Raw genomic sequence first — 26771 nt, 5'->3', positions numbered from 1 at the left:
CCGCCTCGCGCCCGGACTCGGGCCGAGCGTCCGGCGGGCCAGGAGAGGGCCATCCCGAGGGAACCCGACACCCCTCGAGGTGGCCTTCTTCCGGCTCGCCGGGCGGGGGCCCGGGGTCGAGCGTCCCGGCGGGTGACCGCCGTGACGGGTGAACCGTGGGGGCCTTCTCGCCGGAAGGGTATGCCGGTGGGAAGGCCGTCACGGAGATGGTGCGCTATCGGGGTTGCACCGGCCGAGGCCGGTTCGAGGGAACGGGAACCCTCGAACCGGCCTCAGCTGTGTCCGGCCTCAGGTGAGGTTTTCGACGATCGTCACGTTGGCCGTGCCGCCGCCTTCGCACATCGTCTGCAGCCCGTACCGGCCGCCGCGGCGCTTCAGCTCGTGGAGCAGGGTCGCGAACAGCTTGGTGCCGGACGCGCCGATCGGGTGACCGAGCGCGATCGCGCCGCCGTTGACGTTGACCCGCGACGGGTCGGCGCCCGTCTCGTCGAGCCACGCCAGTACCACGCTCGCGAACGCCTCGTTCACTTCGAAAAGATCGATGTCACCGACCGTCAACCCGGTGCGACGCAACGCGTGCGCGGTCGCCGGGATCGGGCCGGTGAGCATCCAGACCGGGTCCGCCGCGCGGACCGACAGGTGGTGGATGCGGGCCATCGGGGTCAGGCCGTGCTCGCGGACGAATTCCTCCGACGCGATCAGGGTCGCGCTCGCGCCGTCCGAAATCTGGCTCGCCACCGCCGCCGTGATGCGGGATTCCGGGGACAGCGGCTTCAATCCCGCCATGCGTTCCAGGGACGTGTCCCGGCGTGGTCCTTCGTCCTTGCCGAATTCTCCGTACGGCGCTATTTCGTCGTCGAACAATCCGCCGTCGGACGCCGCCGCGGCGAGCTGGTGACTCCGCAGCGCGAATTCCTCCATCGCGACGCGGGAAATGTCCCAGTGCCCGGCGATCATGTCCGCGCTGCGGAACTGCGACACCTCACTCGCGCCGAAGCGTTCCTGCCAGCCCTTCGACCCGGAGAACGGATCCTCGAAGCCGTATGCGCGCCCGGCGAGCATCGCCGCGCCGATCGGGACCGCGCTCATGTTCTGCACGCCGCCCGCCAGCACGAGGTCCGCCGTACCGCTCAGCACCGCCTGCGCGGCGAAGTGCACGGCCTGCTGGCTCGACCCGCACTGCCGGTCGACCGTCACCCCCGGCACGTGCTGCGGGTAGCCGGCCGCGAGCCACGACGTCCGCGCGACGTTGCCCGCCTGCGGCCCGAGCGTGTCGACGCAACCGAAGATGACGTCCTCCACCAGTTCCGGGTCGACGCCGGTCCGTTCGACGATCGCGCGGATCACGTGCGCGCCCAGGTCGGCCGGGTGGACCGTGCTCAAGGCTCCCCCGCGTTTGCCGACCGGCGTGCGGACCGCGTCCAGGACATACGCTTCAGCCACGTCGCCTTCCCTTCTGAGCGATGCCGTCCAGCAGGATCCCGAGGTACTGCTCCGCGACGTCCTGCGCGGTGAGCGCGCCCTCGGGGTTGTACCAGCGCACGGCCACCCACACCGTGTCGCGGATGAACCGGTAGGTCAGCTCGACGTCGAGGTCGGCGCGGAAGACACCGTCCGCGACGCCGTCGGTGAGGATGCCGTTCCACAGCTTGCGGAACTCGGCGTTGCGGTCGTTGAGGTAGGCGAACCGCGGCAGCTGCATGAGGTGCTTGGCCTCGTTCTGGTAGATCGCGACCTGCGCCGGGCGCCGGTGGATCGAGTCGAACGACGCCACGACGACCGCTTCGAGCGTCTCACGCGGACCGAGTCCCTGGGCGACGATCTCGGCGTACGAGCCGAACAGTTCGTCGAGGAAGCCGGTGAGGATCTCGTCGGCCATCGACTCCTTGGAGTCGAAGTGGTGGTAGAGGCTGCCGGACAGGATGCCGGCGGCGTCGGCGATGTCCCGCACGGTCGTGGAGACGTACCCGCGCTCGGCGAACAGCCGCGCGGCCAGGTCCAGCAGCTCCGCACGCCGGCTGTTCTTCTGGGGGCTCATCGGGGCACCTCACGCATGTTGCGAACTCACGGACACGACCTCGCCGGTGAGGTACGAGGAGTACTCACTGGCCAGGAACACGATCACATTCGCCACTTCCCACGGTTCCGCCGCCCTCCCCGAAACCTCACGAGCCGTCAGCTCTGCGAGCAGCTCGTCGCTGGTCACCTTGGCCAGGAACGCGTGCATCGCGATGCTGGGCGCGACGGCGTTGACCCGGACGCCGAGCGGCGCGGCGTCGACGGCCGCGCACCGCGTCAGGGCCATCACCCCGGCCTTGGCCGCCGCGTAGTGCGCCTGCCCGCCCTGGGCGCGCCAGCCGAGCACGGACGCGTTGTTGACGATCGCGCCGCCGTCACCCTGTTCGGCGAACCGGCGCAGGGCCGCGCGGGTGGCGCGGAAGGTGCCGTTGAGGGTGACGTCGAGGACCCGCGTCCACTCCTCGTCGGTCATGTCCACAAGGGACTTGGTGCCGCCGAGCCCGGCGTTGTTGACCACGACGTCGATCCGGCCGAACCGCTCGACGCTGCCGTCGATGAGCGCCTGGACCTGGTCCTCCTGCGTGACGTCGCACGGGATCGCGTGGACGTCACCGAGGTCCGCGAGTTCCGCGGCCTTCTCGCCGAGGCGGCGTTCGTGCCAGTCGCTGACGACGACCTTCGCGCCCTCCTCGAGGCAGCGTTTCGCCGTGGCGGATCCGATGCCGGTGCCGGCCGCGGCGGTCACGACGACCACCTTGTCCCGCACCAGGTTCGCGCCCGCCGGGTACTTCGGGACGGTGATCACGGACGGGCCTCCCGGGGCAGGCCGAGCACGCGCTCGGCGATGATGTTGCGCTGGATCTCGTTGGAGCCGCCGTAGATCGTGTCGGCGCGGGTGAACAGGTACAGCCGCTGCCAGTCGTCGAGGCCGTCCGGCGCGAGCATGCCCGCCGCACCGCGGATCGCCATGGCCAGCTCGCCGAGCGTGCGGTGCCAGTTCGCCCAGACGAGCTTCGCGACCGACGCCGTGCCGGGGCCGCGGTCGCCGAGCGTGCGGATGGCGTGCGCTCGCATGACTTCCAGGCCGAGCCAGGCGCGGTCGACGCGCTCGGCGAGCACCGGGTCGTCGAGCGCGCCCGTGGTGCGGGCGAGGTCGGTCAACGCCGTCAGCTCGCGCCGGAAGCCGACCTGCTGGCCGAGGGTGGCGACACCCCGTTCGAAGGCCAGGGTGCCCATCGCGACGCGCCAGCCGTCACCCGGCTCCCCCACGGCCAGGTCGCGGTGGGTGCGGGCGCCGTCGAAGAAGACCTCGTTGAACTCCGCCGTCCCGGTCAGCTGGACGATCGGGCGGGCGTCCACTCCGGACTGTCGCATTGGGACGAGCAGGTAGGACAGTCCCTTGTGACGCTTCGAACCCGGCTCGGTGCGGGCGACGGCAAAACACCAGTCCGCGTGCTGCGCCAGCGACGTCCAGACCTTCTGGCCGGTGACCACCCACTCGTCGCCGTCCAGGCGGGCCGACGTCGAGACGGCGGCGAGGTCGGAGCCGGCGCCGGGTTCGGAGTAGCCCTGACACCAGAGTTCTTCGGCGGCGACGATCGGGGGCAGGAACCGGCGTTGCTGCTCCGGGGTGCCGAACGCGATGAGCGTCGGGCCGAGCAGTTCCTGGCCGAAGTGCCCGACCTTGGCCGGGGCGTCGGAGAGGGCGTACTCCTCGTGGAAGATCACCTGCTGCTCGAGGGTCGCGCCGCGGCCGCCGTGCTCGACCGGCCAGCCGACGCAGTTCCAGCCGCCGGTCGCCAGCTCGCGCTCCCACGCCAGGCGCTCCTCGAACGCCTCGTGCTCGCGGCCGGGCCCGCCGCGCCCGCGCAGCTTCGCGAAGTCGCCGCGTAGGTGTTCAGCCAGCCAAGTCCGTACTTCGTCACGGAAATCCTGGTCGGGCACCGTCACCTCCTCTGGCCAAAACCGGGGGTCCTGCGTAGGCTACCCTACCAAGCACTTGCTAGGGAGGCCGTGATGACGGAGACCGTCCCGGCGGCGCTCGACGCCGCGGCGGAGCGGTTCCCCGCGCGTGAAGCACTGGTGGACGGCGACGTCCGGCTGACCTGGCCGGAGCTGCGGTCCCGGGTGCGGCGGTGCGCGAACTTCTACGCCGCCGCGGGGATCGGGCCGGGTGACCGTGTCGCGGTCTGCGCGCCCAACACGTGGCACTGGCCGGTCGCCGCGCTCGGCGCGCACTACGCCGGTGCGACGCTGGTGCCGATCAGCACCCGGTTCACCGCCCGGGAGACCACGGACATCCTGACCCGCGCCAAGGTCTCGGCCCTGGCCATCACCGGGACGTTCCTCGACACGGACCGGCTCGCTTCACTCGACGAGCGCCCGCCCACCGTCCTGCGGATGCCGGTCGAGGGCCGGGAAGACCCGGTCGACGGCGTCACCGAATGGGACGCGCTCGACGGCTTCGACGACACCTTCACCAGCCCCGCGCGGCCGGACGACGTCAGCGACATCCTCTTCACCTCGGGCACGACCGGCCGCAGCAAGGGCGCGATGTCCTCGCACCGCCAGGCCCTGGGGGTCGCCGCCGCGTGGGCCGCCTGCGGCGAACTGAGCGAGCAGGACCGCTACCTCGTGATCAACCCGTTCTTCCACAGTTTCGGGTACAAGGCCGGGATCCTGGCCGCGATACTGCACGGCACGACGCTCGTGCCGCAGCGCACCTTCGCCGTCGCCGAGACGCTCCGGCTGATCCAGGACGAGCGGATCTCCGTGCTGCCGGGCGCCCCGACGATCTTCCAGGTCCTGCTGGACGCGCCGGACCGGCCGTCGTACGACCTGTCGGCGCTCCGGCTGGCGGTCACCGGCGCCGCGACCGTGCCCGTGGCCCTCGTCGAGCGGATGCAGGCCGAACTGGGCTTCGACCTGGTGCTCACCGCGTACGGGCTGACCGAGGCCGTCGTGGCCACGATGTCCCTGCGCACCGACCCGCCCGACCTGGTCGCGCGGACCGTCGGCCGGCCCACGGCCGGGTTCGAGGTCCGCCTCGGCGAGCGTGACGAGGTCCTGCTGCGCGGCCCGAACGTGATGCTCGGGTACCTCGACGACCCGGCCGCCACCGCCGAGGCGATCGATTCCGGGGGCTGGCTGCACACCGGGGACGTCGGCGTGCTCACCGAGTCCGGGCACCTGCGGATCGTCGACCGGATCAAGGACATGTACATCTGCGGCGGGTTCAACGTCTACCCGGCCGAGGTCGAGCAGGCGCTGGGCTGGCTGGACGGCGTGGCCGAGGCCGTCGTCGTAGGCGTGCCGGATCCGGTGTACGGCGAGGTCGGCAAGGCCTACGTCCGGCTGCGACCGGGCGTCGTTCTGTCCACCGAGGACGTCCTGAACCACTGCAAGGCCAACCTGGCGAACTACAAGCGGCCCCGGCGCGTCGAGTTCCGGGACGAGCTGCCGCGCACGCCGTCGGGCAAGGTGCTGAAACGAGTTCTGCGGGAGGAAGCATGAGCGACATCGGCGAGGAGGTCACGTACGAGGTGCGCGGGCCGGTCGCGGTCGTCACCCTGAACCGGCCCGAGTACCGCAACGCGCAGAACTCGGCGATGACCTACGCGCTCGACGCCGCGTTCACCCGGGCCGTCGGCGACGCCGAGGTGAAGGTGATCGTGCTGGCCGGGGCGGGCAAGCACTTCTCGGCCGGGCACGACATCGGCTCGCCGGGCCGTGACGCGGACGTCTCGTTCGAGCGCAAGGCCGTGATGTGGTGGGACCACGTCGACGCCGCGGGCGGTGACCAGCGGTTCGCGCGAGAGTCCGAAGTGTACTTGGGGATGTGCCGCCGCTGGCGGGAGATCCCCAAGCCGACGATCGCGTCCGTGCAGGGCGCGTGCATCGCCGGCGCGCTGATGCTGGCCTGGGTGTGCGATCTGATCGTCGCGTCCGACGACGCGTTCTTCGCCGATCCCGTGGTGAAGATGGGGATTCCCGGCGTCGAGTACTTCGCGCACCCCTGGGTGCTCGGGCCACGCCGGGCCAAAGAGGTCCTGTTCACCGGCGAGCGCTTCACCGCCCAGCAGGCCCTCGACTGGGGCATGCTCAACCGGGTCGTCCCGCGCGCCGACCTCGAGACCGAGACTTTCCGGCTGGCGGAGAAGATCGCGGAGATGCCGCGGTTCGGGCTCGCGCTGGCCAAGAAGGCCGTGAACCAGGCCGAGGACCAGATGGGCCTGCGGTCCGGAATGGACAGTGTGTTCGGGCTGCACCACTTCGCGCACGCGCACAACGCCGAGGTGTCCGGCGACTCCCTGGCCGGGCTCGACGCCAAGTCCATGCGGGACCGGTGATGGACCTCGACCTCTCCCCCGCCGCCGAGGCGTTCCGCGACGAGGCCCGCGCGTGGCTGGCCGCGCACGTCCCCGCCGAGCCGCTCCCCTCGTTCGACACCCCCGAGGGGTTCGCCGCCCACCGCGAGTGGGAGGCCGGGCTGGCCGACGCGCGCTGGTCGGTCGTCTCCTGGCCGGCCGAGTACGGCGGCCGCGACGCGAGCCTCCTGGAGTGGGTGCTGTTCGAGGAGGAGTACTACGCGGCCGGCGCGCCGCTGCGGGTCAACCAGAACGGCATCTTCATGCTCGCGCCGACACTGTTCTCCCACGGCACGGACGAGCAGCTGGCCCGGATCCTGCCGAAGATGGCCCGCTCCGAAGAGGTGTGGGCGCAGGCCTGGTCCGAGCCGGAGGCGGGCAGCGACATCGCCGCGCTGCGGAGCACGGCGTCCCGAGTGGACGGTGGCTGGGTCCTCAACGGACAGAAGACCTGGAGTTCCCGGGCCGCCTACGCCGATCGCGCGTTCGGCCTGTTCCGCAGCGACCCCGAAGCCGAACGCCATCGCGGCCTGACCTACCTGATGGCCGACCTGCGCGCGGACGGCGTGACCGTGCGGCCGATCCCGCAGCTGGACGGCGAGCCGGGGTTCGCCGAGATCTTCTTCGACGACGTCTTCGTGCCGGACGCCGACGTCATCGGCGAGCCCGGTGCGGGCTGGAAGATCGCGATGACCACGGCCAACAACGAGCGCGGCCTGTCGCTGCGCAGCCCCGGCCGGTTCCTCGCGGCCGCCGACCGGCTGACGGCGTTGTGGTCCGGCGCGGGCCGTCCCGAAGCCACCGCGGACCGGGTCGCCGACGCGTGGATCGGCGCCCGCGCCTACCAGCTCTACACGTTCGGCACGGTCACCAAGCTCGCCGAGGGCGGGCAGCTCGGGCCGGAGTCGAGCGTCAACAAGCTGTTCTGGTCGCACCTGGACGTGGGGCTGCACGAGACGGCGCTCGACCTGCTGGGCCCGGACGCCGAGCTGCACGGCCGCTGGAGCGACGGCTGGCTGTTCTCGCTGGCCGGGCCGATCTACGGCGGGACCGACCAGATCCAGCGCACCATCGTCGCCGAACGCCTGCTCGGCCTGCCGCGGGAGGATCGATGAGGTTCGGGTTGACCGCCGAGCAGACGGCGTTCGCCGCGTCGCTGCACGACCTGCTGTCCACCACCGACGACTGGCCGAAGCTCGCCGAGCTGGGCGTCACGGCGCTCGGCATCCCGGAGAAGCACGACGGTCTCGGCGCGTCGCCGGTCGATCTCGTGGTCGCGTTCGAGGCACTCGGCCACCACGGTGTCCCCGGGCCGTGGACCGACACCGTGGCGGTGCTGCCCGCGCTGCTCGACGACCCGGTGCTCGCCTCGGTGGCCTCCGGCGAAACCCGGGCGTCGGTGGTCTTCGCCCCGCACGTGCCCTACGCCCTCGACGCGGACACCGCGGACCTGCGGGTCCTGGTGGACGGCAAACGTTTGCGCACCTTCACGCCCGGCGCGTCGCTGTCCTCTGTGGACCCGTCCCGGCGGCTGTTCGAAGTCGTTCCGGGCGAGGACCTCGGCCCGGCTTTGGACCCGGCACGCGCGTTCGACCTCGGTGTCCTGGCGACGGCGGCGCAGCTGCTCGGTGCCGGGAACTGGCTGCTCTCGACGTCGGTCGCCTACGCCGGGCAGCGGCGGCAGTACGGCCGCGAGATCGGGAAGTACCAGGCGGTCAAGCACCTTCTCGCGGACGTCGTCACGGCACTGGAGCTGGCGCGGCCGCTGCTCCACGGCGCGGCCGTGACCCTCGCGCCGGAGGACGTCTCGGCGGCGAAGGTGGCCTGCGGCGACGCGGCGCTGCTCGCGGCCCGCACCGGACTGCAGGTGCACGGCGCCATCGGCTACACCGCCGAGCACCCGCTCGGCCGCCGGCTGCTGCGAGTGCGCGCCCTGACCACGGCCTGGGGCACCGCCGCGGTGCACCGGCGCCGTGTCCTGGCGGCGGTCGGATGACGCCGGAACAGGACGAGCTCCGCGCCACCGTCCGGAAGCTCCTGGAGCGGGAGGCCACGCCGTGGCCGGCCCTCGTCGACATCGGCGTGCCCGCGCTCGCGATCCCCGAGGAGCACGGCGGCCTCGGCGCCGGGCTCACCGAACTCCGGATCGTCGCGGAGGAACTCGGCCGCGTGCTGTCGGACGTCCCGTTCCTCGGCTCGGCCGTCGCCACCCAAGCGGTGCTCGCGACCGGTGACGAGCAGCTGCTCCCCCGGCTCGCCGAGGGGGCCGTCGCGGCGCTGGCCTGGACCGGAGAGGACGGCCGCTGGGACGCCGCCGCGTGCCGAGGCGATTTGTCGACTGTGGACGGACGCGCGCACTACGTCCTGGACGGCGACACCGCTTCGATCCTCCTGGTGGCCGCGGGAGACGGACTGTACGAAGTGGACCCGTCCGACGCCGTCCGCGAGCACGTGCCTTCGCTCGACGAGACCCGGCGGTTCGCCACGGTGACGTTCGACCACACCCCCGCCCGGCGGCTCGGCCCCCTGGACCTGGGGCCGTTGCGGGACTTCGCCTGCCTCCTCCTCGCCGCCGAGCAGACCGGCGCGGCGGCCCGGGCCCTCGAACTGACCGTCGAATACACGAAACAGCGCCACCAGTTCGGCCGGCCGATCGGGAGTTTCCAGGCGCTCAAGCACCGCATGGCCGACCTGCACGTCCTGGTCGAGACGGCCCGCTCGGCGGCCTACGCGGACCTGCCCGCGGTCGCCAAGGTGCACTGCTCCGAGGTGCTCTCGGAGGTGGCGGCGGAGATGATCCAGCTGCACGGCGGCATCGCAATCACCTGGGAGCACCCGGCACACCGCTACTTCAAGCGCGCCCACTCGGCATCCCTGCTGTTCGGCCCCCCACACCACCACCTGCCACACATACGCCCAAGCTAAATTCCGCGCGCCTTTCCGCGCGCGGCTGCTGCTCCCGAGGCGGACCGCGCCCCCTCCCGCGCGGTCGCGGCGAACAGGACATCGAACCGGGCCGAGCCGCTGGACACCTGCCCCCGACCAGCCCGGAACGCAGACCAACCTGCTCGCCCGACACGCCCGGGCGGCGTACGCCACCCGGGCGTGTCGTCCACCCAGACACGCGTGTCGTCCACCCAGATACGCGTGTCGTCCGCCCAGGTACGCGTGTCGTCCACCCAAGCACACGTGTCGTCCCCTCAGACACGCGTGTCGTCCCCTCAGACACGCGTGTCGTCCCTCCAGACACACGTGTCGTCCCTCCAATCACATGTGATGCCCCTTCAGACACGTGTGATGCCCTTCCAATCACGCGGGATGCCTCTCCAATCACGCGAGATGCGCCCCAATCACGCGAGATGCCCCTCCAGACACGTGCGATGCCTCTCCAATCACGCGAGACACCCCTCCAGACACGCGAGATCCGCCCCCGAGCACGCGAGATCCGGTTCGAGCACGTGAGATCCGGTTCGAGCACGTGAGATCCGGTTTCGAGTACGCGAGATCCGCGTATACCAGGCCGTCCGGTAGGGCTGGCCCCCCGAAGCACCCACCGGCGCGCTGGATTCCGGGCGGTAGCGTGCGCGCGAAGACTCGAGCACGTGACCACAGACAACCTCGTGCACACCGGCAGCGACTTCGCCCGGCTGAGCCACCGCATCTCCGCCGCCGGCCTGATGCGGCGCCGTCCCGGGTACTACACCGCCCGGATCGCCGTCGTGACCACGCTGTTCGCCGCCGGCTGGGTCGCCTTCGCCTTCCTCGGGAACTCCTGGTGGCAGCTGGCGATCGCCGCGTTCCAGGCCGTGATGTTCGGCCAGATCGCGCTGCTCTCCCACGACCTCGCGCACAAGCAGGTGTTCCGGCGACGGCGGCCGACCGAGATCGCCGGGATGGTCGCGGGCAACCTCGGTGTCGGGATGAGCTACGGCTGGTGGATGGACAAGCACACCCGCCACCACGCCAACCCGAACCACGAGGAGCTGGACCCGGACGTCGACCCGGACATCCTCGTCTGGTCGAAGGACCAGGCCCGCGCGGCCCGCGGCGTGCCCGCGTTCATCGGGCGGTACCAGGCGTTCCTGTTCTTCCCGCTGCTCACCCTCGAAGGGCTGAACCTGCACTGGTCCGGCATCCGCGCGGTGCGCAAGCCGGGCCTGCGACGCCGCGGTGTCGAAGCCGCACTGCTCGCCACGCACTTCGCCGTCTACTTCAGCGCCTTGCTCACGGTGCTTTCGCCGGGCATGGCTTTGCTGTTCTTCGCCGTCCACCAAGGACTGTGGGGTGTCTACATGGGATCGATCTTCGCGCCCAACCACAAGGGCATGCCGACGCTGACCGGGCGCCCGGAGCTCGACTTCCTTCGCAAGCAGGTGCTGACCTCCCGCAACGTCCGCGGCGGCGCGGTCGTCGACGTCGCCCTCGGCGGCCTCAACTACCAGATCGAGCACCACCTGTTCCCGAGCATGCCGTCGCGGCACCTGCGCCGGGCCCAGCCGATCGTCCAGGCGTACTGCGCCGAGCTGGGCATCCCGTACCGGCAGACGAGCCTGGTCGAGTCCTACCGGCAGGCGCTCACCCACCTGCATGAAGCTGGGGCGCCTCTCAGGAACCGTTCGTAGACTCGAGACATGAGGAAGACGATCGCGGCTCTGCGAGACCTGCCGGCAGCCTTCGGCGCGAAGGCCGCCGGCGCCCGTGCCGAGCGGGTCCGCCGGTCGCCGCAGTTCGACGGCAAGGTGTTCCGCAACGTGGCGCCGCGGCACCCGATGACCGCGGCGTCGATGAGCACCATCTTCCGCGAGATGTTCTTCGGCACCGACCGTGAGCTGCGCAAACCCGCCGGCGCGATCCCGCTGGTCCAGGACGAGCCGGTCGAGACGAGCACCGGCCTGCACCTCACCTGGTACGGCCACGCGTCGACGCTGGTCGAGCTGGACGGCGCCCGCGTGCTGCTCGACCCGGTCTGGAGCGACCGGGTCTCCCCCGCGACGTTCGCCGGCCCGCGGCGGCTGCACGAGCCGCCGGTGCCGCTGTCCGGCGTCGGCCGGGTCGACGCCGTCGTCATCTCCCACGACCACTACGACCACCTGGACCTGGCGACGATCCGCTCACTGGTGACGTCGACCGAGGCCCCGTTCCTGGTGCCGCTCGGCGTCGGCGCGCACCTGGAGCGCTGGCACGTCCCGGCCGACCGGATCATCGAGCTGGACTGGCACGAGGACGCGACGGTGGCCGGCATCCGGTTCGTCTCGACGCCGGCCCAGCACTTCTCCGGCCGCGGCATCACGAACGACGACACGCTCTGGACGTCCTGGGCCCTGATCGGCCCGGAGCACCGGGTCTTCTACACCGGCGACACGGGCTACTTCGACGGCTTCGCGAGCATCGGCGCCGAACACGGCCCCTTCGACGTCGCGCTGGTCCAGATCGGCGCGTACGCCCCGCAGTGGCCGGACATCCACATGACGCCGGAGGAAGGGGTCGCGGCGGGCCTCGACGTCCGGGCGAAACTGCTGGTCCCGGTCCACTGGGCGACGTTCTCCCTGGCGATGCACCCGTGGGGCGAGCCGGCCGACCGGGTCTGGCGCGAGGCGAAGGCGGCGGACATCCCGCTGTCGGTCCCCCGTCCGGGCGAGCGGATCGACGTCACCGAGCCCCCGCCGGTCGACGGCTGGTGGCAGGCCCTGTGAAGCTGAAGCTGGACCTCCACGACATCTACAACCGCGGCGGCGAGATCGACAAGGCCCTGCAGGGGATCATCGACGAGGCCGTCGCCAAGAAGGCGCCGCTCGTCGAGATCATCCCCGGCAAGGGGTCCGGGCAGCTGAAGAAGCACGTGCTGCGGTTCCTCGAGCGCAAGGACATCAAGGCGCTCTACCACCGGATCGAGAAGGACAAGGACAACTTCGGCCGGGTGTTCGTGCACTTCCGCTGGAAGTGAGCCTCAGAACCGGCTGTCGTGCCGGGCTTCGGCCCAGGCGCGGTCCCACGCCGCCGAGCGGAGGCGGTCCAGGACGAACCGGCCGAGGCCGTAGAGCCCGGCCAGGCCACCGGTGACGCCGACCCAGAGCAGGATCGCCGCGAACACGCCGTCGGCGGCGGAGGTCGACGCCGACAGCGGCTCGGTCGTCAGCTCGCCGCGCTGGTCCAGCCAGACCGGGACGTGGGTGCCCTTCGGGCTGCCGGAGTCGGCGAGGACGTCGCCGGTGTGCCGGGTGCCGCGGGAGTCGAACCAGGCCGCGGGGACGGTGGTCTGGTCCGCCGGGGCGCCGGCCCCGTCGGTGCTGTAGGTCTGGGTGGGGGCCGCGGCGAGCGCGATCGCCGTCGCCGGGTGCCGGGTGCTGCTCTCCTGCGCGGCGCGGGCGGTCTGCGCGGCGTAGGTGTCGGAGCCGAACGCGGCGGCGAACGGGAGGGCCAGCAGCGCCCCCGCGACCATCAGCCCCAGCAGCGCGGCTTCGACGCGGTCGCCGAAACGGGCGAGCGGGTTGCGGCCGGGGAACAACCGGCGCCGGAACCGGGCGATCCGACCTCGCATGCGCGGCACACTCCTCCCCGGAAACCGGACTCTGCGTTTCCAGTGTGCGCGCGACGTGTCGGCTTTCTCTCGTGAATGGGACGCGGCCCACCTGTGAACCGGTGCACAACCACCCGGTCGAGCTAACTGGCCGCGATCGCCGACAACAATGCGTGAGCGATTTCCGGGCCGCAGACGTCGGTGTGCCCGTGCACGAACCGGTCGGCCAGCAGGTCGTGCGGCACGCCCGGACGCCACGTATAACTCCCGCCCGCCGGCAGCAGCTCGGCTGTGACGGCTTCGGCCGTCTCCCGCGTTCCGTCACGCCCGAGGCACCCGTGGTCCAGACCCGTGATGCGCGACGCGATCTCGAAGGCGACCCCGGCGACCAGGTCGTACGCGGTGTGCGTGACGAGGATCGGGCCGGTCACGACGTGCCGGTCGAGGATCTCGCGCAACGTCCCGTCCGCGGCGAAGACATGGTGCGAGAGGGCCGCCTGCAGCAGGGTGAGCGTGCCCAGCGAGGCGGTCGGGCGGGCCTTCGCGGCCTCGGTGACCAGCCGGGCGCCGAAGCCGTGCCCGGCGAGGTGGACGCGCAGGCCGGGCCGGGCGATCGCGCCGAGCAGCGGCGCCAGGCCCCGCTCCCCCACGTCGCCCGCGCGCGTCTTCAGCTCGTAGTAGGTCAGGTAGTCGAGCAGCTGACGCGCGGCCTCGACGAACCCGGACGCCGGTTTCGCGAGCCGGTCCATCACCGTGCCGCCGGGCAGGGTCAGCAACTGCGCCGACGCGTCCTCGACGTCCTGCGAGCCGGGCGCGGCGACCGACAGCACGGCGGCCGCGAACGCGGTGCGCGCGGTCGCCCGGGCCGGCAGCGCCGGGACGAGGTCGGCGGCCGCGTCGATGGTGGGCGCGTGCTCGGGCCGCAGCGTCCGCAGCAGGTCCAGCCGCGCCTCCAGGCCGGTGGACGCGGCGTACCGGCGCGACGGCCACAGCACGCAGGCGAGCGCGATCGGCCGGCCGTCGGACACCTCGCGCAGCGAAGACGCGAGCGCGGCGTACAGCTCCCGGGCGGTGGCCGGGCCGTCGTCCCAGCCGTGACACAGGACCACGAGATCCGTGGTCGCGCGGTCCGCGGCCAGCGCCCGCACGGCCGCGCCCCCGTCGCCGGCCGGCCGGCCCGCGCGGTCGAATTCGACCTCCGCGGCCGGGAAACCGGACAGCTGCACAGGCTCCTCCTCGAGCGGCGGGGACCGTGTTAAGTCGCCTTCACGACGGCCGCTGTTACCGCTCAGCCCTGCCGGGCGGGCCGGATGGTGATGTCACCGATTTCGACGTCGTCGGGCTGCTCGATGGCGAACGCGATGGCACGCGCCACGGCGTCCGGGCCGATCCCGAGCGTGGCCATCGCCTCCTGCGCCTGCGCCCGCTGCCCGGGATCGTCGAGGTGGTCGACGAGTTCGGTGCGCACGAACCCCGGCGAGATCGACGTCGTGCGCAGGACCCCGTCGGTGGACTCCTGGCGCAACGCCTCCAGCAGCGTGCGCACCGCGTTCTTCGTCCCCGCGTAGACCGCCTGCGTCGGCACGACCTTCAGCCCCGACGTCGACACCGTGGTGACGAAGTGCCCGCGGCCCTGACGCCGGAACACCGGCAGCGCCGCGGCGATGCCGTGCAGGACACCGCGCAGGTTGACGTCGATCATCGCGTTCCAGTCGTCGACGTCGAGGTCCGCCACGGGCGCCGTCCGGGCGACCCCGGCGTTGCCCACCAGGACGTCGAGGCGCCCGAACCGGTCCACCGCCCGTGCCACCAGGGCCTCGACGTCGGCGCGCCGGGTGACGTCGGCCGCCAGCACCTCCGCGCGGCCGCCCTCGTCCCGGATGCGCGCCGCGAGCGCGTCGAGCCGGTCGGTGCGCCGGGCCCCCAGCACGACCGCCGCGCCGCGAGCGGCCAGCTCCAGCGCCGTCGCCGCGCCGATCCCGCTGCTGGCCCCGGTGATCGCGACGACCTTGCTGCCCAAAGTGCTCATCCCAGCTCTCCCACGTTAAGCTGACAACTGTCCGGTTACCCTGCGACCGTACCGGACAGTTGTCCACTTTGCTACGAGGAAGAGGTGGCGCCGTGGCCACTCGGGAGCGCCGGTCGGACGCGGTCGCGAACCGCGACCGGATCGTCGAGGCCGCGCGGGCCGAGCTGAGCGAGTCCAACGGCGCGGCCGCCGACCTGAAGCTGCACCGGGTCGCCAAGGCCGCGGACGTCGGGCAGGGCACGCTCTACCGGCACTTCCCGACTCGCGAGCACCTGCTGGCGGAGGTGTACCGGTTCGAGCTGACGCAGCTCGTCGACGCCGTCGCCCCGCTGCTGGCCGAGCACCCGCCGCTCGAGGCGCTGACCGGCTGGCTGGCGCGGCTGGTCGAGTACGCCCGCGTCAAACGCGGTGTCATGGCGGCGATCGAGGCCTCGGCGTGGCAGGACCTCTACGCGGACCACCACCACCGGCTCGACCAGGCCCTCGAGCTGCTGCTCGACCGCGGGAAGGCCGCCGGCGAGATCCGCGCCGAGGTCGACGCGGCGGACGTCATCCTGCTCCTGGGCGCGTTGTCGCGGGTGCCCGAGGCGGAGTGGGACACGCGGGTGCCCAAGATCGTGACGGTGATCGTCGACGGTCTCCGCCGGCGGTGAGACTCAGAGCCAGTCGTCCGGGCGGGGCCACGGCATCAGCGCCGCCAGTGCGTCCCTCGCCGGTTCGGTGACCGAGTAGCGGCCCCGGTGAAACAGCAGCGGCCGCGCGTCCGACGGTGCGCCCAGCGCCGTGACCCGCCCGATCACGACGTAGTGGTCGCCGGCCTCGTGCACGGCTTCCAGCTCACAGTCGATCCAGGTCAGGGCGCCGTCGAGCAGCGGCGCCCCGGACGGCGCGGGCGTCCAGCCGAAGCGGGCGAACTTGTCCTCGCCGCGGGCGCCGAACACCGCGCTGACCTCCTGCTGGTCCTCGGCCAGCACGTTCACCGCGAACCGGCCCGCCGCGGCGAGCACCGGCCAGGTGCGCGACGTCCGCGACGGGCAGAACAGCACCAGCGGCGGGTCGAGCGACAGCGCCGCGAACGACTGGCAGGCGAACCCGGCGAGCGTGTCGCCGTCGCGGCCGGTGACCACGGTGACGCCCGTGCAGAAGTGGCCGAGCACACCGCGGAACGCCGTCTGGTCGACGGCCATCGCCGTCACGGCGCGCCGGGCGGCCGGGCGCCGACCGAGAAGTCGTGGCCCCACAGGGAAACCGCGGTGCTTTCGCGGGCGATCCAGTTCTCGTCGTCGACCTGACGGCCCTCGCAGCCGAACTCGACGTCGAAACCGCCGGGGGTCTTCATGTAGAACGACAGCATCAGGTCGTTGACGTGCCGGCCGAGGGTCGCCGACAGCGGCACCTTCCGCCGGATCGCGCGGTCGAGGCACAGGCCGACGTCGTCGGTCTGCTCGACCTCGACCATCAGGTGCACGATCCCGCTCGGCGTCGGCATCGGCAGGAACGCCAGGCTGTGGTGGCGCGGGTTGCAGCCGAAGAACCGCAGCCACGCGGGCGCACCGTCGGCGGGCCGGCCGACCATCTGCGGCGGCAGGCGCATCGAGTCGCGCAGCCGGAACCCGAGGACGTCACGGTAGAACCGCAGCGACGCCTCGTCGTCCTTTGTAGACAAAACGACGTGGCCCAGGCCCTGCTCGCCGGTGACGAACCGGTGCCCGTACGGGCTGACCACGCGCCGGTGCTGCAGCGCGACGCCGTGGAACACCTCCTGGGTGTTGCCGGACGGGTCGTCGAAGCTGATCAGCTCGTCGACGCGCCGGTCGGCCAGCTCTTCGGGCGTGCCCTCCTTGTAGGGCACCGACGCACTGTCCAACCGCGACCGGATCTCGGCCAGCTCGGCGGCGTTCGCGGCCTCCCAGCCCGTGGTCGCCAGGCGGTCGGCCGCGCCGGGCGAGATGACCAGGCGCGCCGGGAAGTCGTCCATGCGCAGGTAGAGCGCGTCGGGGTTCTCGCCCGCGCCCTCGACCATGCCGAGCACCTTGAGCCCGTATTCGCGCCACGCGGCCATGTCGGTGGCTTCGATGCGGAGGTAGCCCAGTGACCTGATGCCCATCAGGAACTCCCGAGGAAGTCGAGGGCCAGCCGGTTGAATTCGTCGAATTTCTCCAGCTGGGCCCAGTGTCCGCAGCCGCCGAACACGTGCAGCTGCGCACGCGGGATGGTCTTCAGCGCGACCAGCGCGCCGTCGAGCGGGTTGACACGATCTTCGCGGCCCCAGATTAGCAGCACCCGCTGGCGCAGCCGGTGGGCGTCGCGCCAGAGCATGCCCTCTTCGTAGGTTTCGGGCTGGGCGAACGACATCCCCATGGCCCGCATCGCGGCGAGCGACTCGGGGGTGTTCGCCGCGGCGAACCGGTCGTCGATCAGCTCGTCGGTGATCAGCGCCTGGTCGTGGACCATGATGCGCAGGAACGCTTCCATGCGCTCACGGCTGGGTTTCGCGCCGAACCTCCCGAGGTTCTTGACGCCCTCGGTGGGATCGGGCGCGAACATGTTGACGCTCAGCCCGCCCGGCCCCATCAGCACCAGCCGCCCGGCGCGCTTGCCGTGGTTCAGCGCCAGCCGGACCGCGGCCCCGCCCCCGAGCGAGTTGCCGATGAAGTGCGCGGTTTCGACGCCGAGCGCGTCCATCAGGCCGACGACGGCGTCCGCGCTGTGGCGGAAGTACTGCGGGTGCTCGGTCGGCTTGTCCGACCGGCCGAACCCGGGCTGGTCGACGGCGATCGTCCGGTAGTGCTTGGCGAGCACCGGCAGGTTGCGCCCGAAGTTGCTCCACGCGGACGCGCCGGGCCCGCCGCCGTGCAGCAAGATCACCGTCTCGGCGTGCTCGGCGCCGGCCTCGTGGTAGTGCAGCTTCAAGCTGCCCGCCTGGACGTACTTCCCTTCCGGAGAAGCCATCAGTACATCGCGTTCTCGACGGGGAGCCCGAAGACCCCGGTGCCGTACATGACGTAGGCGCGCTCGGCGTCGTTGGCCGCGTGCACCCGGCCCGCGTGGGCGTCGCGCCAGAAGCGCTGGATCGGCGTGCCGCGCTGGATGGCCCGGCCGCCGGAGTTCTCGAAGAGCCGGTCGATCGCGCTGATCGCCCGTTCCGTGCCGCGCACCTGGTCCCGCCGGACGCGCAGCCGCAGGTCGCTGGGCAGCCGTTCCTCGCGCTTGGCCATTTCGTACAGCTCGTCGATGTTGCGGGTCAGCTGCAGCCACGCGGCGTCGATCTCGCTGGCGGCTTCGGCGATCCGCACCTTGGCGAACGGGTCCTCTTTGGACTGTTCACCGGCGTACGCGGCGCGCACCCGCTTGCGCTGGTGCTCGACGTGCGCGTCGTAGGCGCCCTGGGCCATGCCGATGATCGGCGCGGTGATGGTGCTCGGGTGCACCGACCCGTACGGCAGCCGGTACAGCGGCCCGGGGTTCACGGCCTGGCCCGGCACCTTGCACTTCGACGTCGCGATGAAGCTCAGCGCCCGGTGCTGCGGGATGAAGACGTCCTCGACGACGATGTCGTTGGACCCGGTGCCCCGCAGGCCGACCGTGTCCCAGACGTCCACAATGGAGTAGTCCGCGATGGGCAGCAGGTACGTGCAGAAGTCGACCGGCTTGCCGTCCTTGAAGGCCGGGCCGCCGAGCAGCACCCACGTGCAGTGGTCGCAGCCGGAGGAGAAGCTCCAGCGACCGGACAGCCGGTAGCCGCCTTCGACGACCTCCGCCTTGCCCATCGGGGCGTACGACGAGGAGATCCGCACGTCCTCGTCGGCGCCCCACACCTCTTCCTGCGCCTGAGCGTCGAACAACGCCACGTGCCACGGGTGGACGCCGAGGATGGAGGCGACCCAGCCGGTGGACCCGCACGCGCTCGCGATCAGCTTCACCGCGGTGTAGAAGCTCACCGGGTCGGCTTCGAAACCGCCGTACGGCTTCGGTTGCAGCAACTTGAAGAACCCGGTCTCCTGCAGGGCCTTGACGGACTCCTCGGGCACGCGGCGCGCGTCCTCGGTGTCCTGGGCCCGTTCCCGCAGGACCGGCAGGAGGTCCCGGACCCCGGCGATCACCTGCTCGCTCATGCGCAGTCCTCTCTCGCGTTCACTCCCGCAAGACTAGAACACGTTCTCGTTTTTGTCGAGAACACCCTGCGCCAGGGCCGAGTTGATCCCCGCCCTGCGGCCGGAAAACACGCAGTCGGCCAGCGAAAGGCCGCTGACGTAGGACCTGGAACAGATTCCCACCGCGGTGCGGCCGGCCGCGTAGAGGCCCTTGATCGGCGCACCCTCGGCGTCCCGGACCGCGCCGGTGTCCTCGTCGACGACCAGGCCGCCGAGGGTGAGCATCGGGGTCGGGTAGCCGAGGTTGGGCCGCACCGAGACGTCGATGAGCGAGAACGGCGGGTTGTCCAGGCGCCGGGCGAACTCGGCGGGCTTGCCCATCGGGTCCTCGGCGCCGTGGTAGGCCTCGACGCTGGCGCGCAGCCCCGCCGCGTCGACCCCGGCCTTGCGCGCGACCTCGTCGAGCGTGGACCCGACGACCCGCCCGCGGCGCAACAGGTACCGCAGCTGCAGGCCCTGGAACCACTGGCTCTGCTTGCTCCCGTCACGCCGGGCTTCGGCGACGATCGGCGCGTCGACCAGCAGCCAGCCCTTGCCGTCGTGCCGTTCGATCAGCCGCTCGCCGACGGCGGCGCCGTACCGGGACTCGTCGATGATCCGCTGCCCAGCGGCGTCGACGATGATCCCGCCGAGGAACGCGCTCGGCGGTGTCACGAACCGCCACGCCGAGATCCGGCCCAGCTCCGCGGTCGCTCCCCCGGCCTCGACGCCCATCCGGATGCCCGAACCGTCGTCGGCGGCCGTCCCCAGCGGCAGGCCGCCGCGGTAGGCAGGCGCGTGTTCGCGGGCCATCTCACGGTTGGCGATGAACCCGCCGGCGGCGAGGACGACCCCGCGGCGCGCGGTGATCCGCAGCTCGCGGGCGTGCGCGCGTTCGAGCCGTTCGACGCGCCGGTGCAGGGGTTTCCGCACCGCCGGGACGTAGATGCCGGGCTTGGCGGAGTACTGCGCGAGCCGCCGGTGGCGGGCCTTCACCGAGGCGGACGCGTCGCGCAGGGTGTCCACGACGACCCCGGTGACCACGCCCTGCTCGGTGACCAGCGAGCGCACCCGCGTCTGCGTCAGCACGCGGATGCCGCGCCGGCGCACGGCTTCGGCGAGCCGGGTCATCAGCGTCTTCCCGGACGTGCCGGGGCCTTTGACGCGGTGGCCGCGCGGCGCCGGTTTCGCCGCGTCGCGGAAGCCGCCCGCGGCCTCGCTGCCGGAGTAGTAGAGGTAGTACTTGTCGCTCGGGTACGACGTCTTGTACGGGCAGAGGCTGCCTTCGAACGGGACGCCGTTGCCCTCCAGCCAGGTGATCATCTCGCGGCTGCCCTCGCAGAAGCGCCGCAGTGTTTTCTCGGAGACGACGTCCCCGGCTTCGAGGCGCAGGTAGTCGTACATCGCGTCGACGGAATCGCCGACGCCGGCGTCCTGCTGCTGGCTGGTGCCGCCGCCCGCGTAGACCACGCCACCGCTCACCGCGCTGGCGCCACCACCGGCGAAGCGCTCGACGATGACGACGTCCGCACCGGCGTCGGCGGCTTCGAGGGCGGCGCACGCGCCGGCCGCCCCGAACCCCACGATGACCACGTCCGCGACGAGTTCGTCCATGGTTCGTTACCCTAGAACTGAAACACGTTCTCGTCTATGGTGGCCGAAAGCGACTCCCAACTGGATACTCATGTAGTGGAACACGTTACAGGTGAGGTGGCATGACGGAGCAGTTCGACGTCGTCGTGGTCGGCAGCGGCGCTGCCGGGATGACCGCCGCGCTGGCCGCGGCCCACCGCGGCCTGAGTGTCGTCGTCCTCGAGAAGGCCGCGCACTTCGGCGGGTCCACCGCGCGCTCCGGCGGCGGGGTCTGGCTGCCGGGCAACCACGCGCTGCGCGCCGCCGGGATCGACGAGCCGCCCGAGCGGGCGCGCGAGTACCTCGCCTCGATCGTCGGGGACGTCGTCCCGGCCGTCCGGCGCGACACGTTCCTCGCCCACGGCCCCGAGGTGCTGCGGTTCGTCTGCGACCACACCCCGCTGAAGTTCCGCTGGGTCCGCGACTACAGCGACTACCACCCCGAGGCGCCCGGCGGGCGGCCCGGCGGCCGGTCGGTCGAGCCCGTCGCGCTCGACGGCCACCTGCTCGGCGACGACCTGGCGCACCTCGAACCGCCCTACAGCGCTCCCCCGCTCGGCGTCCCGATCACCCAGGCGGACTACCGCTGGCTGAGCCTGCTGGCCCGGCACCCCCGCGGGGCCGTCCGGCTACTGTCGCTGGGCACGCAGTGGCTGGCCGGGAAGGTCCGCCGCCAGCGGTTGCTGGCCATGGGGCAAGCGCTTGCGGCCGGGCTGCGGATCGGCCTGACCCGGGCGGACGTCGACGTCCGGCTCGACACGGCGCTGGTCGACCTGCAGGTCGAAGGCGACCGGGTCACCGGGGTGGTCACGGCGCAGGGAACGATCGGAGCCCGGCGCGGCGTGATCCTCGCCAGCGGCGGCTTCGAGCAGAACCTCGAGATGCGCGAGAAGTACCAGCGCGCGCCGATCGGCACCGAGTGGACCGTCGGCGCCGCGGCCAACACCGGTGACGGCATCACCGCCGGCCTCAAGCTCGGCGCCGCCCTCGACCTGATGGACGACGCCTGGTGGGGCCCGACCCTGCCGCTCACCGGCGGCCCGTGGTTCGCGCTGGCCGAGCGCTCCCGGCCGCGGTGCGTGATGGTCGACGCGCGCGGCGAGCGGTTCGTCAACGAGTCGGCGCCGTACGTCGAGGCCGTGCACGCGATGTACGGCGAGGGGGACGGCCCGGGCGAGCACATCCCGACCTGGCTGGTGTTCGACCAGCGCTACAAGGACCGGTACATGTTCACCGGCATCGGGCCGCGCCAGCCGCTGCCCGGCCGCTGGTTCAAGGCCGGGATCGCGGCGAAGTCGTCTTCGCTGGCCGGGCTGGCCGAGAAGATCGGCGTCCCGGCGGAGTCCCTCGAAGCGACCATCGAGCGCTTCAACGGCTTCGCGCGCAACGGCGTCGACGAGGACTTCCAGCGCGGGCTCAGCAAGTACGACCACTACTACGGCGACCCTCGCAACAAACCCAACCCCAGCCTCGGGCCGCTCGACAAGGCGCCGTACTACGCGGTGAAGATCGTGCCGGGCGACCTCGGCACCAAGGGCGGCCTGCGCACCGACGAACACGCGCAGGTCCTGCGCGAGGACGGCTCGGCCGTCCCGGGCCTGTACGCCGCGGGCAACGCCAGCGCGGCCGTGATGGGCCGGACGTACGCCGGGCCGGGCGCGACCATCGGCCCGGCCATGGTGTTCGGCTACCTTGCGGCGACGCGGCTGGCCCGCGAAGATCAAGAGACCACGGGAGGCGAGCGATGACGCAAGCTGACAACTCGGTCAGGACCATCTACGCCGGCGAGCCACCGACCCGGTTCGCCCGCGGCTGGCACTGCCTCGGCCTGGCCGAGCGCTTCCGCGACGGGAAACCGCACGCCATCACCGCGTTCGGCACGAAGCTGGTGGTTTTCGCGGACAGCCACGACGAGCTGCACGTGCTCGACGGCTACTGCCGGCACATGGGCGGCGACCTGACCCAGGGCACGGTCAAGGGGGACGAGGTGGCCTGCCCGTTCCACGACTGGCGCTGGAACGGCAAGGGCAAGTGCGTCGCGATCCCCTACGCCAAGCGGGTTCCGCTGCGCGCGCGGACGCGCTCGTGGCAGACGCTGGAGCAGAACGGCCAGCTGCTCGTGTGGCACGACCCCGAGGGCAACCCGCCGGCGGAAGAACTGGCGATCCCGCGGATCGAGGCGGCCTACAGCTCCGAGTGGAGCAACTGGACGTGGGACTCGATCCTCATCGAGGGCTCGAACTGCCGCGAGATCATCGACAACGTCGTGGACATGGCCCACTTCTTCTACATCCACTACGCCTACCCGACGTACTTCAAGAACGTCTTCGAGGGCCACATCGCGACGCAGTACCTCAACACCAAGGGCCGCCCGGACATGGGCATGGCGTCCAACTACGGCGGCGAGGACAACCTGCTGCGGTCGGAGGCGTCGTACTTCGGGCCGTCGTACATGATCAACGACCTGGTGAACTCCTTCCAGGGGTACGAGATCCAGAGCGTGCTGATCAACTGCCACTACCCCGTGACGCCGACGTCGTTCGTGCTGCAGTACGGGATGAAGGTCAAGAAGCAGGACGGGCTTTCCGACGAGCACGCCGACAAGATCGCGGCGAAGCTGGCCAAGGGCATCGGCGCCGGCTTCCTGCAGGACGTCGAGATCTGGAAGCACAAGACGCAGATCGAGAACCCGCTGCTGTGCGAAGAGGATGGTCCGGTCTACCAGCTTCGCCGCTGGTACCAGCAGTTCTACGTCGACGCCGCCGACGTCACCGAGGACATGACCCGGCGCTTCGAGTTCGAAGTGGACACTTCCAAGGCGAACGAGGCGTGGGCGGCCGAGGTGGCGGAGAACCTGGCCAGGCAGAAGGCGGAGGCCGAGGTGTGACCACGCCGGAGACCGTCGAGTTCCTCACCGGCGGCCTGCGGCCGCACGAGTGCCGCAGCTGCGGGACCTGCGTGCTGGTGAAGAAGAACAGCATCAACCACACCAGCATCCAGTGGACGACGAACGCGGCCGAGAGCTGCCCGGTGTTCGCCGACGCCGACCGGCCGACCGCGTTGCTCGACACCTGCCCGAAGCTCTCGGACAGCATCGACGACGCGGTGCGCGAAGGCACGCTGGTGGTCGCGGATGGCTGAGCGGGTCTACACCCTGACGGTCGCCGACGTCGTCGTCGAGACGCCGGACGCGCGCTCGGTGGTGTTCGAGATCCCCGGCGAGCACGCCTCGGCGTTCCAGTACGCGGCCGGCCAGTTCCTGACCCTGCGGATCCCGAGCGAGCGGACCGGCTCGGTGGCGCGGTGTTATTCGCTGTCGAGTGCGCCGCACGAGAACCGCGTGCAGGTGACGGTCAAGCGCACCGACGGCGGCTACGGGTCGAGCTGGATCTGCGACGAGCTGCGGGCCGGGATGAGCCTGGACGTGCTGGCGCCGGCCGGGGTGTTCACACCGTCCTCAGTGGACGAAGACTTCCTGCTCTTCGCCGCGGGCAGCGGGATCACGCCGGTGATGGCGATCCTGAAGACCGCGCTGGAGCAGGGATCCGGGCGTGTGGTGCTGGTCTACGCGAACCGCGACGAGGCGTCGGTGATCTTCGGCGGCGAGCTGCGGTCGCTGGCCAAGAGGTACGGCGACCGGCTCGTCGTGGTGCACTGGCTGGAGAGCGTCCAGGGCCTGCCGGACGTCGCGCAGCTGCGCGGGCTGGCGTCCGCGTTCACGGCGTACGAAGCGTTCCTCTGCGGTCCGGCGCCGTTCATGGCCGCCGTGAAGGAGGCGCTCGGGCAGCTCGGCGTGCCGCGGGAGCGGGTGCACATCGAGAAGTTCACGTCGCTGTCAGGGAATCCCTTCGAATCCGCGGCGCCCGAGCCTGTCGAAGAATCGGACGAGGCGCCCGCGTCGCTGACCGTGACCCTGGACGGCGAGACGCGGTCGATGCCGTGGCCGCGCCGGCGCAAGCTGCTGGACCACCTGCTGGAGGCGGGTCTCGACGCGCCGTATTCGTGCCGCGAGGGACAATGCAGTGCGTGCGCGTGCCGGATCGAGTCGGGTGAGGTGAAGATGCTGCACAACGAGGTCCTCGACGCCGAGGACATCGCGGACGGCATCGTGCTCGCCTGCCAGTCGCTGCCGGTCACCGACGACGTCTCGATCAGCTACGAATAGGAGCACCGCGTGCCCATCGATCCCGCCGTCGCCATCGGCGCGCACATCGGGGAAGTGAGCTTCGCCTGGACGCCGTCGGACGTGCTGCTCTACCACCTGGCGCTGGGCGCGGGCCCGGACGAGCAGCGCTACACCTACGAGCGTGACCTGGTGGTCGTCCCGACGTTCGCGACGGTCGCGGCCAACCTGCGGGTGTTCGAACCGCCGGCCCTGTCGTTCCCCGGGGTGGAGATCGACCTGGCGAAGGTGCTGCACGGCAAGCAGGAGATCACGCTGCACGGGCCGATCCCGGTCGAGGGCAAGGCGGTCGCGCGCTCGCGCATCGCGGACGTCTTCGACAAGGGCAAGGCGGCGGTGATCGTCCAGGAGGTCGACGTCACCTCGGCCGACGGCAGTCCTCTGTGGACGGCCCGGTCGAGCATCTTCGCCCGCGGCGAGGGCGGTTTCGGCGGCTCACGCGGACCGTCGGACCGCATCGAGTGGCCTTCGCGAGACCCGGACTTCGTCCTCGAGACGCCGACGTTGCCGCAGCAGGCGCTGCTCTACCGCCTGTGCGGGGACCGCAACCCGCTGCACGCGGACCCGGCGTTCGCTTCGGCCGCGGGCTTTCCGAGCCCGATCCTGCACGGGCTGTGCACGTACGGCGTGGTGGCGCGCGTGCTGATCAACGAGTTCCTCGACGGCGACCCGTCGCGGGTCGGCTCGTTCGCCACGAAGTTCGCCGGCGTGGTGTTCCCGGGCGAGACGCTGCGCACCCGCGTGTGGCGCGGCGACGACCGCCTGCTGGTCAGCACGTCGGCCGTCGAGCGCGAGGACGCGCCGGTGCTGGCGGACACGGTCCTGACGTTCACCTGAGGTGCGCCGCCTCTACGTCGTCACCCACCCCGAGGCCACCCACCATGTGGAAGGCCTCGTCGGCGGCTGGTACGACTCGGCCCTCACCGTCGGCCCCTGCGTGAGCCGGCACCGCACGACAGCGAGGCCGAGCGGCACAGCTCCGGTCTGCGGCAGACCATCGAGACCGCCGAGCCGATTGCGACCGTCTTCACGGTGCGGGCGAACCTGCGGTCCGACCTGCGACAGCAGTCCTGCGGCATCGCGGGCGGGCGGCCGCATTCATGGCTCGACGAGCGTTCGTCCTGCCATCGGTGAACGGCTCGACCACGACGAAGGCATCGAGACCGCCGAATACCAAGCTCGCCTGGTCACCCCCATACCGCGTCGTGGACCCATCCGGCGAGCAACCGCCCGCACAAGATCGTCGTCACCCGCGGCGGTTCGCTAAGCCGGGTCGTGGCCGCGCGGCTCGGTCTGCCCGTCGTGGGCCGCGCCCCCGTGCGCCTCGACACCGGGCACCTCTGAGAAGTGGCCCGCGTCACCCCCGTCCACGGGCTGATCGCCCGGTCGCCGGCGCGCTACCGTGGACGGGGAGCGACCTCGGGAGGACGGGACACGATGCCGGAATACTTCGTGGTGCGGGGCACGGTCGAGCACGGTGACGAGCGTGGCCGGGAGCTGGGCTTCCCCACCGCCAACATCGCGCTCCGCGACCAGGACGGCTCCGTCGGGGACGGGGTGTGGGCCGGCTGGGTGCAGCGCGGGGACGGCACCCGCGTCGCGGCGGCCGTGTCCGTCGGGCGGCGGCCGACCTACTACGGCGCCGACGGCTACCGGCTGCTCGAAGCGCACCTGCTGGAGTTCACCGGTGACCTCTACGACGAGACGCTCGTCGTCTGGCTCGGCGCCCACCTGCGCGACCAGCAGGCCTACTCCTCCGCCGAGGACCTCATCACCGCGCTGAAGAACGACATCGCCGTCGCGACGCAGTGGACGGCCGAGCACCCCGCCGCGTCGCTGCCGGAACCCGGGGACAGCCCGCTCGGCGAGGTCCGGCGCGTCCAGGGCTAGC

Annotated in this window: 27 protein-coding genes; 15 read left to right on the top strand and 12 right to left on the bottom strand. The window is 71.5% G+C overall.

All coding sequences use genetic code 11. The features are described 5' to 3' along the window. Positions 1-288 precede the first annotated feature (288 nt). Genes VA596_RS48935 through VA596_RS48920 form a run of 4 tightly spaced genes read right to left on the bottom strand, consistent with a single transcriptional unit; the run spans position 289 to position 3963 of the window. Positions 289-1443 (bottom strand): acetyl-CoA C-acetyltransferase, encoded by a 1155-nt coding sequence (locus tag VA596_RS48935; protein ID WP_323337601.1) that lies wholly within the window; start codon positions 1441-1443, stop codon positions 289-291. Then, complete coding sequence (locus VA596_RS48930) at positions 1436-2038, bottom strand: TetR/AcrR family transcriptional regulator (RefSeq protein WP_323337599.1); 603 nt, start codon at positions 2036-2038, stop codon at positions 1436-1438. Before VA596_RS48930 ends, VA596_RS48935 begins: the two co-directional genes overlap by 8 nt. Positions 2039-2047: 9 nt before the next feature. Continuing rightward, entirely contained in the window at positions 2048-2824 is a 777-nt protein-coding gene (locus VA596_RS48925; protein WP_323337597.1) for an SDR family oxidoreductase, read from the bottom strand. Then, positions 2821-3963, bottom strand: coding sequence for an acyl-CoA dehydrogenase family protein (locus tag VA596_RS48920; protein ID WP_323337595.1), 1143 nt, complete (start codon positions 3961-3963; stop codon positions 2821-2823). Before VA596_RS48920 ends, VA596_RS48925 begins: the two co-directional genes overlap by 4 nt. A gap of 72 nt (positions 3964-4035) precedes the next feature. Between VA596_RS48920 and VA596_RS48915 the strand changes: the two genes are divergently transcribed. From VA596_RS48915 to VA596_RS48880, 8 genes are all read left to right on the top strand, one after another. Beyond that, positions 4036-5532, top strand: coding sequence for a FadD3 family acyl-CoA ligase (locus VA596_RS48915; RefSeq protein ID WP_323337593.1), 1497 nt, complete (start codon positions 4036-4038; stop codon positions 5530-5532). Continuing rightward, a complete protein-coding gene (locus VA596_RS48910; protein WP_323337591.1) occupies positions 5529-6368 on the top strand; it encodes an enoyl-CoA hydratase in 840 nt (279 codons plus the stop codon). Before VA596_RS48915 ends, VA596_RS48910 begins: the two co-directional genes overlap by 4 nt. After that, positions 6368-7501 carry an acyl-CoA dehydrogenase family protein gene (locus VA596_RS48905; protein ID WP_323337589.1) on the top strand — a complete coding sequence of 378 codons (1134 nt, stop codon included), beginning with the start codon at positions 6368-6370 and terminating at the stop codon, positions 7499-7501. The genes VA596_RS48910 and VA596_RS48905 overlap by 1 nt, the downstream gene beginning before the upstream one ends. Further along, complete coding sequence (locus tag VA596_RS48900) at positions 7498-8382, top strand: acyl-CoA dehydrogenase family protein (RefSeq protein WP_323337587.1); 885 nt, start codon at positions 7498-7500, stop codon at positions 8380-8382. The genes VA596_RS48905 and VA596_RS48900 overlap by 4 nt, the downstream gene beginning before the upstream one ends. Then, positions 8379-9311 carry an acyl-CoA dehydrogenase family protein gene (locus VA596_RS48895; RefSeq protein ID WP_323337585.1) on the top strand — a complete coding sequence of 311 codons (933 nt, stop codon included), beginning with the start codon at positions 8379-8381 and terminating at the stop codon, positions 9309-9311. The genes VA596_RS48900 and VA596_RS48895 overlap by 4 nt, the downstream gene beginning before the upstream one ends. Before the next feature lie 677 nt (positions 9312-9988). Beyond that, a complete protein-coding gene (locus VA596_RS48890; protein ID WP_323337583.1) occupies positions 9989-11008 on the top strand; it encodes a fatty acid desaturase family protein in 1020 nt (339 codons plus the stop codon). A 9-nt stretch (positions 11009-11017) separates the two neighbouring features. Continuing rightward, entirely contained in the window at positions 11018-12079 is a 1062-nt protein-coding gene (locus tag VA596_RS48885; protein WP_323337581.1) for an MBL fold metallo-hydrolase, read from the top strand. Continuing rightward, positions 12076-12330, top strand: a complete 255-nt coding sequence (locus VA596_RS48880; RefSeq protein WP_247063355.1) for a Smr/MutS family protein — start codon at positions 12076-12078, stop codon at positions 12328-12330. The genes VA596_RS48885 and VA596_RS48880 overlap by 4 nt, the downstream gene beginning before the upstream one ends. Before the next feature lie 3 nt (positions 12331-12333). Here the strand turns inward: VA596_RS48880 and VA596_RS48875 are convergent, their stop codons facing one another. From VA596_RS48875 to VA596_RS48865, 3 genes are all read right to left on the bottom strand, one after another. Continuing rightward, complete coding sequence (locus VA596_RS48875) at positions 12334-12924, bottom strand: Rv1733c family protein (protein WP_323337578.1); 591 nt, start codon at positions 12922-12924, stop codon at positions 12334-12336. Positions 12925-13046: 122 nt separating this feature from the next. Continuing rightward, positions 13047-14129, bottom strand: coding sequence for a hypothetical protein (locus VA596_RS48870; RefSeq protein WP_323337576.1), 1083 nt, complete (start codon positions 14127-14129; stop codon positions 13047-13049). A gap of 62 nt (positions 14130-14191) precedes the next feature. After that, the gene (locus VA596_RS48865; protein ID WP_323337574.1) at positions 14192-14932 is read right to left on the bottom strand and encodes an SDR family oxidoreductase; all 741 of its coding nucleotides are present in this window, start codon (positions 14930-14932) and stop codon (positions 14192-14194) included. A gap of 92 nt (positions 14933-15024) precedes the next feature. On the opposite strand from VA596_RS48865, the gene VA596_RS48860 reads away from it, so the two are divergent. Next, entirely contained in the window at positions 15025-15585 is a 561-nt protein-coding gene (locus VA596_RS48860; RefSeq protein ID WP_323337572.1) for a TetR/AcrR family transcriptional regulator, read from the top strand. Between the two features lie 3 nt (positions 15586-15588). Here VA596_RS48860 and hsaB read toward each other — a convergent pair whose 3' ends face one another. Genes hsaB through VA596_RS48835 form a run of 5 tightly spaced genes read right to left on the bottom strand, consistent with a single transcriptional unit; the run spans position 15589 to position 20679 of the window. Then, entirely contained in the window at positions 15589-16119 is a 531-nt protein-coding gene (hsaB, locus tag VA596_RS48855; RefSeq protein ID WP_323337571.1) for a 3-hydroxy-9,10-secoandrosta-1,3,5(10)-triene-9,17-dione monooxygenase reductase subunit, read from the bottom strand. A 5-nt stretch (positions 16120-16124) separates the two neighbouring features. Further along, positions 16125-17039, bottom strand: a complete 915-nt coding sequence (hsaC, locus tag VA596_RS48850; RefSeq protein WP_323337569.1) for an iron-dependent extradiol dioxygenase HsaC — start codon at positions 17037-17039, stop codon at positions 16125-16127. Further along, entirely contained in the window at positions 17039-17884 is an 846-nt protein-coding gene (hsaD, locus tag VA596_RS48845; protein ID WP_323337567.1) for a 4,5:9,10-diseco-3-hydroxy-5,9,17-trioxoandrosta-1(10),2-diene-4-oate hydrolase, read from the bottom strand. Before hsaD ends, hsaC begins: the two co-directional genes overlap by 1 nt. Beyond that, positions 17884-19047, bottom strand: coding sequence for a 3-hydroxy-9,10-secoandrosta-1,3,5(10)-triene-9,17-dione monooxygenase oxygenase subunit (gene hsaA, locus VA596_RS48840; RefSeq protein WP_323337565.1), 1164 nt, complete (start codon positions 19045-19047; stop codon positions 17884-17886). Before hsaA ends, hsaD begins: the two co-directional genes overlap by 1 nt. Before the next feature lie 33 nt (positions 19048-19080). Next, positions 19081-20679, bottom strand: a complete 1599-nt coding sequence (locus VA596_RS48835) for an FAD-binding protein (protein ID WP_323337563.1) — start codon at positions 20677-20679, stop codon at positions 19081-19083. Between the two features lie 101 nt (positions 20680-20780). Here VA596_RS48835 and kstD point away from each other — a divergent pair, with 101 nt between their 5' ends. The 6 genes from kstD to VA596_RS48805 all read left to right on the top strand — a co-directional run bounded on the left by kstD (position 20781) and on the right by VA596_RS48805 (position 26770). Next, complete coding sequence (gene kstD / locus VA596_RS48830; RefSeq protein WP_323337561.1) at positions 20781-22445, top strand: 3-oxosteroid 1-dehydrogenase; 1665 nt, start codon at positions 20781-20783, stop codon at positions 22443-22445. Beyond that, a complete protein-coding gene (locus tag VA596_RS48825) occupies positions 22442-23584 on the top strand; it encodes a Rieske 2Fe-2S domain-containing protein (protein WP_323337560.1) in 1143 nt (380 codons plus the stop codon). Before kstD ends, VA596_RS48825 begins: the two co-directional genes overlap by 4 nt. Beyond that, entirely contained in the window at positions 23581-23838 is a 258-nt protein-coding gene (locus VA596_RS48820; RefSeq protein WP_323337559.1) for a hypothetical protein, read from the top strand. The genes VA596_RS48825 and VA596_RS48820 overlap by 4 nt, the downstream gene beginning before the upstream one ends. Beyond that, entirely contained in the window at positions 23831-24862 is a 1032-nt protein-coding gene (locus VA596_RS48815; protein WP_323337557.1) for a ferredoxin--NADP reductase, read from the top strand. Before VA596_RS48820 ends, VA596_RS48815 begins: the two co-directional genes overlap by 8 nt. Before the next feature lie 9 nt (positions 24863-24871). Further along, positions 24872-25717, top strand: coding sequence for a MaoC/PaaZ C-terminal domain-containing protein (locus VA596_RS48810; protein ID WP_323337555.1), 846 nt, complete (start codon positions 24872-24874; stop codon positions 25715-25717). 600 nt (positions 25718-26317) lie between these two features. Next, positions 26318-26770, top strand: coding sequence for a riboflavin kinase (locus VA596_RS48805; RefSeq protein WP_323337553.1), 453 nt, complete (start codon positions 26318-26320; stop codon positions 26768-26770). The last annotated feature ends 1 nt before the right edge of the window (position 26771 follow it).

Origin of the sequence: Amycolatopsis heterodermiae (assembly GCF_034929455.1) — a bacterium.
GTDB classification, from domain to species: domain Bacteria; phylum Actinomycetota; class Actinomycetes; order Mycobacteriales; family Pseudonocardiaceae; genus Amycolatopsis; species Amycolatopsis heterodermiae.
Note: the sequence above shows the minus strand (reverse complement) of the source record. Positions and strands in the feature narration are given on the sequence as shown.